This is a genomic window from Methylophaga sp. (assembly GCF_030651745.1).
Genome location: NZ_JAUSCC010000019.1, coordinates 1 through 9,076, shown reverse-complemented (window position 1 = coordinate 9,076; position 9,076 = coordinate 1). Strand labels below are relative to the sequence as shown.

Sequence of the window (9,076 nt, the reverse complement as noted above, 5' to 3'; positions counted from 1 at the left end):
CGGGTTCGGCTAAGGGTATCAATGCTTTTGATTGGCCATCACCCAATGGGTGAGTCATGATCTCTTGCATAAGCGCCTCATTCTCAATTGATATCAATTACTTGAGATAGTTTAGCAAGTTTTAACTGCTCTTTTTAGGATGATATTGATGTCGCCTATGACGGTTTATCGGGTTATGCGCTTTGGCAAAAAAAGCAACACGATCTGGTTTTATTGGATTTGATGTTGCCTAAATTATCAGGCGAACAAATACTTAACCAAATGATGGCGATCAATAAGAACCAATCAGTGATCATTGTCACGGCTTTAGACAAACCCAATGTTCAAAACAAAGTGTTATTGAATGGTGCCAGTGAATACCTTTGCAAACCCTTTTCTTTGGATGATCTCAAAACACTGTGTCAAACCCTTTTAAATAAATCAAAACTGCTGCATCAGGCACACTATTTAGACTCCAGGTTAAACGTCGTCAGAAATCTGATTTGGCTATTGGATTATTCCCTTAGGCATAATGAAACCGTCAGGGTCAAAGAGATCATGACCACGCTCAAGGGTATTTTGCCTAATAATCTGACAGAAGACGAAAAAATCAGTCTGCTTACAACGGAAGTTTAACGGTAAACAGAGTGCCTTCATTGAGTTGAGAGCTGACATGAATGGTCCCGCCTAACAGCTCAGTAAAGCGCTTGGTGATAGAAAGCCCCAAGCCATGACCGCCGTGCTCACGCGTTAGAGTCATGTCAGCCTGCCAGAAGGGTTCGTATATTTGGTTTTGGTATTTAGCCGGGATGCCGCAGCCTGTATCACGCACCTGAATGATTAAATCTGCTTCATCTTGTCGCCAACTTAAACTAATGTCGCCATCAGCGGTAAACTTACAGGCATTGCTCAACAAATTGTTAACGATATGCCTTAATACTTCGGCATCGGCAATAATCACTTGATGTTCACCTGCCAGCGATAAGCGGTTACGGTTGTCGGCAAGCGCTGGTTCAAGTTTATCGGCACATTCTTGCATTAACAGTTTGATGTCGAACGGTTCCAAAGTCAGTTCAACCTTATTGGCCTCCAGTTTGCCGTGGATCAGTACTTTGTTGATCAACTCGTTCAAATCGTGGGTGCGGACCAACGCATTGGCATGAAAAGAGCGGCATAAATCGAACTCCGGTGTTTTCGGTAAAGCATCCCGAATCAATTCCAAATAGGTGCCTATGCTGTGTAAAGGCGTTTTCATTTCATGGGAGACCAAGGTCATAATTTGATTTTTGTAGTTATTGGCCGCACGGCTACTATCCAAGGCTATCTTCAACTCACTGGTGCGATCCGCTACCAATTGCTCAAGGACCTGTTCGTTACGCTCAATAATGGTCAGCATGTCATTAAAATCGGAGCTCATCCGCTGAATATCGGGTGCTCCGGAAAAGTCGACCCGATGCCCCCGCTGTCCTTGGCTCACATTTTTTAACACAGTGACTATTTCAAGTAATGGTGCGGTAAAGACGCCTGAATAACGCCGTACCATCAAGAATAAAAACACCAACACCACCAAGACAATGAGTCCTGAAACGAATAAAATGCGCCGCATGAAAGCATCGAGGTCATGCTTCGATATCACCAGTTCAACGTAACCCAAATAGTCTTCATTTTGATACAGCGGGGCATAAAAACACCATAAGCTAGCATAATCGAGAACATAGGGCTGGATGACGGGTGACTCGGTCGGATGACATTCAAAGAGTTGCTGGTTGGATGCAACTAATAACGTGTGTGGGCTTTCAAATACGGAGGCTTTTAAAACATTCCTGTCAGCGGTAAAGGTTTGAATGATATCTTCTGAAACGATGGTGGAGTGCAGAATGACGCCGTATTTGATGGAGTGCGCAAAAGTGTGAGTGTATTCTTTCCAATATTGGCGAGTGTAGGCACTGGTATATTGATGTGCCGCCAAATATAACGACATGACGATCAATAGGCCCGCCAGTGCAACTGAGGCAAGCACCATTAAATCGTAACGTTGTCGAAAGTCAAAACGGTTCAGAGCTTCGGATAACCGGTTCATTCCAGTACTATCGAAAAGGAGCTCAGCGTGGTCGAATCAAACTGTATGTCGAGATGCTGAGCGACTCGTTGATTTAAAGAAACATCGACTGTTTTAACTGTTTCGTAAGTCGTCGACGGCTTATTGATCATGTCGCCCAATTGCTGACCCAAGGCGACCATATTAGGATAAAAGGCCATCATCACGCCATATTCCAGATGCGATAAATTAGTGGATAACAGCATGATATTTTTTCTCCAGGCAATTTTGGAGGCTTCGTAGAGGATATCCTTGGGTATATCGGCAGGGATCAGGATCGCATCTTCCGGCTTGGCTTCCTGTTCGAGTAATTGCCCCAATATACGCATAGTGGCCAACAGGTCGGCGCCCTCCCGGAGCACCAGCAACGGTTTTGAAACGGCTTCAGAGAGGGCGCTTTTCAGGAAGCGAGGCGTCTTGTTTTCGACGATAAAGACGCGTTTGATGCCGGGTGTCAGGCGTCGCATGAGTGAAACCACTACCTGGCTATCAAGTGACAGGCTCACACCCTGATAATCGGTTACGTTAAAATAGATCAAACCGGCTAAGGTTTGACTTCGATAGGGGCTTTGGTTGATTAAGTCAATGGCTTGATTGCCCAGCGCAATGATGTTGTCAGGACTGTGATGATCAAGGGTTGATTGTAAATCAGCAAAGCGAGCTGCTTCCGGAATTGCGATAACGGTCAGTTGGTTTACTTTGGTTTTGATCCCTTTAATCGTTGAGGCATAAATGGCATCAAAGGGGGTGTTAACAGCCGGATAAAGCACTAAAACCTGCCGTTCTTTGGCAAAAGCATTGCTAAAGATTAGCATAGGCACCAGGAGCAACAATAATTTAGAGATCCTTGTGTTCATTGATTTGTTTCAGGCTCTTTAGCTCCCGGATAAAAGGCCTTGGATCGACACCGGAAAGTAATTTTTTGCGCCAATATTTGGGCGAGTCAGCGCCTTCTTTCCATAGTAGGATGGCTTGAATGGTTTTTCTGCAAATATCAGCTGCCATTCGGGCGGGAATTGCTGGATCGCTGGTCCTGTGCACATCAATGGCTCGCAGCAATCCGCTTACCGGATCTTCAAGGCCATCTCGAGTTTCGCCCTGACCATCATTAAGTCGCCTTAAAAAGTCCTTAACCTCTCTGTTGATGCCCAGCATCAGTAATGCGCCGCCTAATACGCCTGAAACAAAGATTTCGGATTTAGGCTTTAAGCTATCGATCAGCCGTAATTCCTCGCTGAACAATTGAATCGCTTTTTTGGCATTGATCTCCTCTTTTTCCCAAACAAATCGTTTGTCCTGCAACGCCCGGGGTTTACCTCTGAGTGCGATATTCAAGGTCTCCAGAATAAAGCCCCCCTTTAATCGGTCGGAAGAAAAAACTAAGCCTAATTCTTCATAAATGAGTTTTACGGTTTCGTTAGGAGGTAAGTTTTCCATGCGCTGATTTTGCGCTTCCCTGTTCAGCGCTAAAAAATCGCTCTCAGACACGTCAATGACCAGGGCGATGAGGTGGTCAGGTGGGGGAGTCTTTCCAGAAAGCCATTCCTGCTTACGGTGTTTGCCGGTCAGTTTGTAAAGAGTATCGCCTACGCGCAGGACCGCGACCAAGAGTGAGAAGGCAGTCAGGCTCTTCGCTTGCTTTAGAGACAGAACAGAATGCTCTTCAGAAGCAATCGCATAAGAAAACACGGCCGGCTCTTTGATGGTCAGCCAGTCTTGATAGGAAAGCTGCGACAAGGCATAACCAAAATTTACATCACTGTGTAATAGATTCATTTATTATTCATGGATATCTTTATGTACAATTATAAGCTATTGTTATTTATATAAAAAAACACATTCAATTATTTATAAAAATAATTATACTTTTAAATTAATAGAAATAGTGGTATTTTAACGTTAAGTAGTGTGCTACAGCAATTGTGTTTTACAGATTTGAATTCAAGAGCATTCAATGTTGATATGGTTGAGTCATGATCAAAATAACCATTGTCAGTACTAAAGGGGGCGTCGGTAAAACCACGCTAACGGCCAATATAGGCGGAATTTTAGCCGATTTCGGCTACCGTGTGCTGCTGATTGACGCCGATCCTCAACCGACTTTATCCAGCTACTACCCGCTGAAAGTCAGGGCTCAACACGGACTGACCCAGCTGATGATCAGTGCCTCGGCGGCTCAGGTCATCAGTCAAACCCGCATTGACAACCTCGATATTGTGCTTTCCGATGACCCCCAGGGAAAACTCCGTGATTGGATTCGCGACACCGTCGATGGCCGGGTACGGCTCAAATACAGTTTGACGCAGGTGGCGGCGCAATACGACTTTGTCCTGCTGGATACCCAAGGCGCGGTCGGGCCCTTGCAAGATGCCGCCGTGGCCGCTGCCGATTTCATGGTGTCACCCATTCCCCCGGAAATTTTATCGGCCCGCGAATTCGTGCGCGGTACCGTGGCCATGATTCAACGCCTGGAACCCATGGCCCGCTTAGGTGCCCCGATCGGACCGTTACGCGGCGTCATTTACCGCCAGGACCGGACTGTCGATGCCCGCCGCATAGCCGATGAATTACGCAAAGAAGCCTTTTTACCGAGCAAGGGCGCCATCACCATTTTGAACACCGTCATTCCCAATGCCGTCGCGTACCGGGAAGCCGCCACGCATAAAATGCCGGTGCACCGCTTTGATCGCAGCCGCAAAGGCCAGGCCCCCAGCGCCTTAGAGACCATGCAGGCGCTGGCCCAGGAACTGATTCCCCATTTACCGAACCTGGCGGCCTCGGCATTGGCGCACGAGGCCCGACCATGACCACCCGCTTCAAACGGCCTGATCCGGACGATCTCAAAGCCTTATTGTTAGAAGGGCCGTTTAGCACGGCTACCGAAGACCCAGGCCTCGCGCCCTCAGAGCCCGTCACGCCGGTGCAACTGGTGCTGACCTTAGCCCAAATCAAAGCCTATGACCATAACCCCAGACGGGAAAGAAATCCCGCCTACGACGCAATCAAAGCCTCGGTTCGCGAACAGCGCGGCTTGAACAACCCCTTCACGGTGACGCGCCGTCCCGGGGAAACCCTGTTCATGGTTCAGGCCGGCGGCAATACCCGGTTGGCCATCCTCAAGGAACTCTTCGCCGAGACCGGCGATGCCGCTTTCAACAGCGTTCAGTGCCTGTATCGACCCTGGCAATCGGAAACCTTGCTCCTCGCCGCCCACCTCATCGAAAACGAGCTGCGTGGCGAGATGACCCTGATTGACAAAGCCTATGCGCTCAGAGAGTTGCATCGGCAACTGGAAACAGAACACGAGATCAAGTTGACCCGCACGGCCTTGTGTCAACGCCTTAAAGCTTTGGGTTACAGCCTATCCCGGCGGCAATTGATCCGCTTTGATTATGCCATGACACTGGACCAGCTGATCCCCCATACCCTTCGGAACGGCTTAGGCGCCACGGGCATCGATCAGATCAAAGCCACCGAAAAAGCCTACCAACGGCTCTGCCAGGATAAAACCCCGCAATTTGCCGCCTTGTTTGCCCATACCCTGGCCAGTTGTGATGACGAACCCTGGGACCTTGAGGCCGTGCGCCGGGAACTGGACAAGCAACTGGCACCGCTGCTCGGCATCCCCGTCACACGGCTGCGTCAGACTATCGACGCGTCACTGTTCAACGCCTCCGCTGACGAGGACTGGCCGGATGATCCCGGCCAACCGACAGCGACTGACCCCAAAGCCTCAACGACGCTGGACCAGAGCACGGCGCACGCCAGCCCAACCGATCTTTACCAGCCCCCGCAAGCCGCTACCATGCAGCCACTGCCGACCAGCGAAGCCGAAAACCGCCTGCCAAAAATAAGCGATATTTGCCCCGCCAGTACCCCTGTCGACACCGTCACGCCCCGTTATCCGGCAGAACCCGACACCCCAGCCGATATTCACGCCCTGTATGAGCGAACCTACGGGCTCGCCCACCGCATTGCCCGTTCGATTCACCTGGAACAGGTCGTGGTTCCGGTCTCCCAAGGCCTGGGTTTTATCATCGAAAAACCGCAAGCCGCTTTCACCGCTCACGCCACCTGGGGGCTGTGGTGGTTATTGCTGGGCATCGCCGAACAAAGCGTCAGTCCCGAACGCGACCCCTTGTGGCAACACACGGACTTGTACCAGCTCCAGCAAGACCCCGAGGGCACGGCACTTCAGCAGTTAGTCGGGCCGGCACCCAGTGTGTCCCATTATCCCCACGAAGTCCTGCAAAATAAAGCGATTGTTCCCGATCCGGTGTTCACGGATATCTGCCAACTCATCGAAACCTGCCGGCACATTCGTCAGCACTACCCCTCTACCCAGTTATGGCCCTCAGGCCCACCTTAACAGCGAGGTCACCATGAACTATCACGCCGAATTTGCCTTGCACACCTTGATGTTTGTATCGCGCATGGCCGCCGAAGGGGACTTTGACACGCCCCACCAACTGGGCCTGCGCACCGATCAAATCGAAAAAATCATGACCCTCAGCACCCAGGAAATCCATGAAATGGCCGCAACCACCAAAGCCCGCTATCTGCGCATCCTGTTTGATGCCGACGCCCTCGATACCGCCATGCAGGTCTGTGCGCAGCGGATCCGGCAACGGCAATTGATCCTGCAACTGTTGACTGCAGGGGCCTCCTTACCGGTCATGCGCACCTTGTTCGGCTTCACCAGCGCCGACACCGCCCAATACCGCAAATACCTGAATCTTCCCAAAGCCGACGGCCGTCCGGCCCTGCCCACCGATGCCCAGCAAGTTAACATCTGGGAGCTTTGGAAAGCCACCGACTCCGAACCGCTCGGCATCGCCGAACGCCTGCTCTATGTCCATCACCACACCGGCATCAAAATCAGCGCCATCTGGCCGCTGATTCAGGACTGGTTTGCCGGCAACCTCGATGGCCACGCCTAGTCGGCAGCGCTTACCGTGACCCGCAAAGACCGGCAGCCATGACCCCGCCAACCGCAACGCCCATCTCCGCCGCGATCGTGCAACTCGGCGAGCGGATTGCCCAGGCCCTGGGGCCCGAGACTACCGGACCGGGCGCCCAGCGCGAAGCCCTGCTGTATATCGGCCACTGGCAAGATGCCATTCCCCGTGCCATTTGGAGCGATCCGGATCTGGAAGCCATCGATGTTCGCTGTTGGGGACTGATGCGCACCCAGACCCTGACCGGTTCCGCCGTGCTGCTGTCTTTGCACCGGTTATTACACAGCCACTTAGGGATCGCCAAACCCACCGTTTCAAAAGTGTTGTATGTGCTGCGCTTAACCCGCTGGCTGTCCTTGTGTTCCGCGCTTCGCACGCCAACCGGCCAATTCAAAGGCCATGTCTATGCCGTTCATGATCACCGCCTCGCTCTGGCCGATGCTCTCTACCTGGACCCCGAGTACCTCGACTTCGTCAATCACCAACGCCGGCATCACCAAGCCCAAATCCGAACCCTGGCCCGGCAGATCTGGCAAGCGATCGACCACAGAGAAGAACCACCCAGCTGTGCGGCGGTGAGTGACTTCTTTCAGCAAGTGAATGGCCAACGCCAGGTTCAAATAATTAACCTGGCTGACGACCGGGTTCAAAAACTGAACCCGGTACCAAAACCCCAGGTTCAAAAAGTGAACCTGGCTAAAATCAACCAGGTTCAAAAAATGAACCTGGCTCAAACCGACCAGGTTCAAAAATTGAACCTGGCTAATCCAAAACAAGAACCAAAAGAAAAACCAAAAGAAAAACAATCACTTATCGATGAGGTTCAAAAATTGAACCGCAGCGCCTATATAACTACTACTACAAGTAGTAGTTGTAGTAGTAGTTTTTTAAATAAATTTAAAATAACTACTACTACGCCTGTTTCAGCTAACAGGGAAAAAAATTTAACCGATGCGGCCCGCGCACCGCTCAGCTATCCGCCCAGCTTCAATGCCAGCGAGCAAGCACTCGCCCAGCGCTACCTGAACCCGATCGACCCCGAGCTACACCAGGCCTTGCTCGATGAAACCGCCGCGCAAATAGACGCTAAACGCACGAGCCATCGACCGATCCGAAATCCGTTGGCGTATCTCAGCTGGTTATGTCAAGAACACGCCAAAGGCCACCCGGTGTTGACGAGTTTGAGCATTCGCTACCGGGACAACCGTGAACGCCAGCAACGCACAGAACAGCAGGTGAGCAACCATCAGCAAGAACTGGCCGCCCTGAGTGGGCGCAACGCTCCGGCTGAAAACCCGAATAAGCGCCACGACAAGCCACAGAAATCAACGAAACCCACCCAACAACTGCGGGAGGCACTGAACAATGCGCATTCGGACAACTAATCGCCCCCCTGTGCAGGCCGCACACCGCTCGGGACAAGGGCAATCAGCTGTAGCTGTGCAGGCTGCACACCGCTTCGGACAAGAGATACCAGCTGTGCAGGCTGCACACTTCTCGGGCAAGAGCAACCAACTGTGCAGGCTGTACACCGCTCCGGCCAAGAGCAATCTGCTGTGCGGGCTGCACAGCCTGAAACGCAGGAGAGAACAATGACGAAAATACCACTGCATCGGGTTCTGACTGCCATCGACCAGCATGGTGCCCAAATTCAACGCTGGACAATTGAGGGATTTGCTCCTGTGCGAGCTGCACATCCCTCCGGTCAAGAACAATCAACTGTGCAGGCTGCACACCGCTCCGGACAAGAACAATCAGCTGTGCAGGCTGCACACCGCTCCGGACAAGAGCAATCAGCTGTGCGGGCTGCACACCGCTCCGGACAAGAGCCATCAACTGTGCAGGCTGCACACTTCTCGGGTCAAGAGCAACCAACTGTGCAGGCTGCACACCGCTCGGGTCCCCCCTGTGTCAGGATAGTTGTCGCCTCACCCATTTATAGAGGCAACCCTAATGCAAACCCGTTATAGTGAAGAATTTAAAGAGCAAGCCCTGAGTAAAGTCTTGCAACGCGGCGATAAAAGTATTCAAGCAATTGCCG

9 protein-coding genes are annotated in these 9,076 nt (G+C 51.5%); 6 read left to right on the top strand and 3 right to left on the bottom strand.

What is annotated here, in order from left to right:
* The first annotated feature begins 144 nt into the window (after window positions 1–144).
* Window positions 145–615, top strand: coding sequence for a response regulator transcription factor (locus tag Q7V21_RS01440; protein WP_304915580.1), 471 nt, complete (start codon window positions 145–147; stop codon window positions 613–615).
* On the opposite strand, the gene Q7V21_RS01435 is transcribed toward Q7V21_RS01440, so the two are convergent.
* Genes Q7V21_RS01435 through Q7V21_RS01425 form a run of 3 tightly spaced genes read right to left on the bottom strand, consistent with a single transcriptional unit; the run spans window position 599 to window position 3,853 of the window.
* On the bottom strand, window positions 599–2,059 hold the full coding sequence (locus Q7V21_RS01435) for a HAMP domain-containing sensor histidine kinase (RefSeq protein WP_304915579.1): 1,461 nt from the start codon (window positions 2,057–2,059) through the stop codon (window positions 599–601). The genes Q7V21_RS01440 and Q7V21_RS01435 overlap by 17 nt on opposite strands.
* A complete protein-coding gene (locus tag Q7V21_RS01430) occupies window positions 2,056–2,892 on the bottom strand; it encodes a hypothetical protein (protein ID WP_304915578.1) in 837 nt (278 codons plus the stop codon). The genes Q7V21_RS01435 and Q7V21_RS01430 overlap by 4 nt, the downstream gene beginning before the upstream one ends.
* Window positions 2,893–2,914: 22 nt before the next feature.
* Window positions 2,915–3,853, bottom strand: coding sequence for a hypothetical protein (locus Q7V21_RS01425; RefSeq protein ID WP_304915577.1), 939 nt, complete (start codon window positions 3,851–3,853; stop codon window positions 2,915–2,917).
* Between the two features lie 197 nt (window positions 3,854–4,050).
* On the opposite strand from Q7V21_RS01425, the gene Q7V21_RS01420 reads away from it, so the two are divergent.
* The 5 genes from Q7V21_RS01420 to Q7V21_RS01400 all read left to right on the top strand — a co-directional run bounded on the left by Q7V21_RS01420 (window position 4,051) and on the right by Q7V21_RS01400 (window position 9,005).
* On the top strand, window positions 4,051–4,884 hold the full coding sequence (locus tag Q7V21_RS01420) for a ParA family protein (protein ID WP_206444752.1): 834 nt from the start codon (window positions 4,051–4,053) through the stop codon (window positions 4,882–4,884).
* Complete coding sequence (locus Q7V21_RS01415) at window positions 4,881–6,446, top strand: ParB family protein (protein WP_304915576.1); 1,566 nt, start codon at window positions 4,881–4,883, stop codon at window positions 6,444–6,446. Before Q7V21_RS01420 ends, Q7V21_RS01415 begins: the two co-directional genes overlap by 4 nt.
* 13 nt (window positions 6,447–6,459) lie before the next feature.
* Window positions 6,460–7,017, top strand: coding sequence for a DUF2857 domain-containing protein (locus Q7V21_RS01410; RefSeq protein ID WP_159658450.1), 558 nt, complete (start codon window positions 6,460–6,462; stop codon window positions 7,015–7,017).
* Between the two features lie 38 nt (window positions 7,018–7,055).
* Window positions 7,056–8,420 carry an STY4528 family pathogenicity island replication protein gene (locus tag Q7V21_RS01405; RefSeq protein WP_304915575.1) on the top strand — a complete coding sequence of 455 codons (1,365 nt, stop codon included), beginning with the start codon at window positions 7,056–7,058 and terminating at the stop codon, window positions 8,418–8,420.
* Between the two features lie 207 nt (window positions 8,421–8,627).
* A complete protein-coding gene (locus tag Q7V21_RS01400; RefSeq protein ID WP_304915574.1) occupies window positions 8,628–9,005 on the top strand; it encodes a hypothetical protein in 378 nt (125 codons plus the stop codon).
* The last annotated feature ends 71 nt before the right edge of the window (window positions 9,006–9,076 follow it).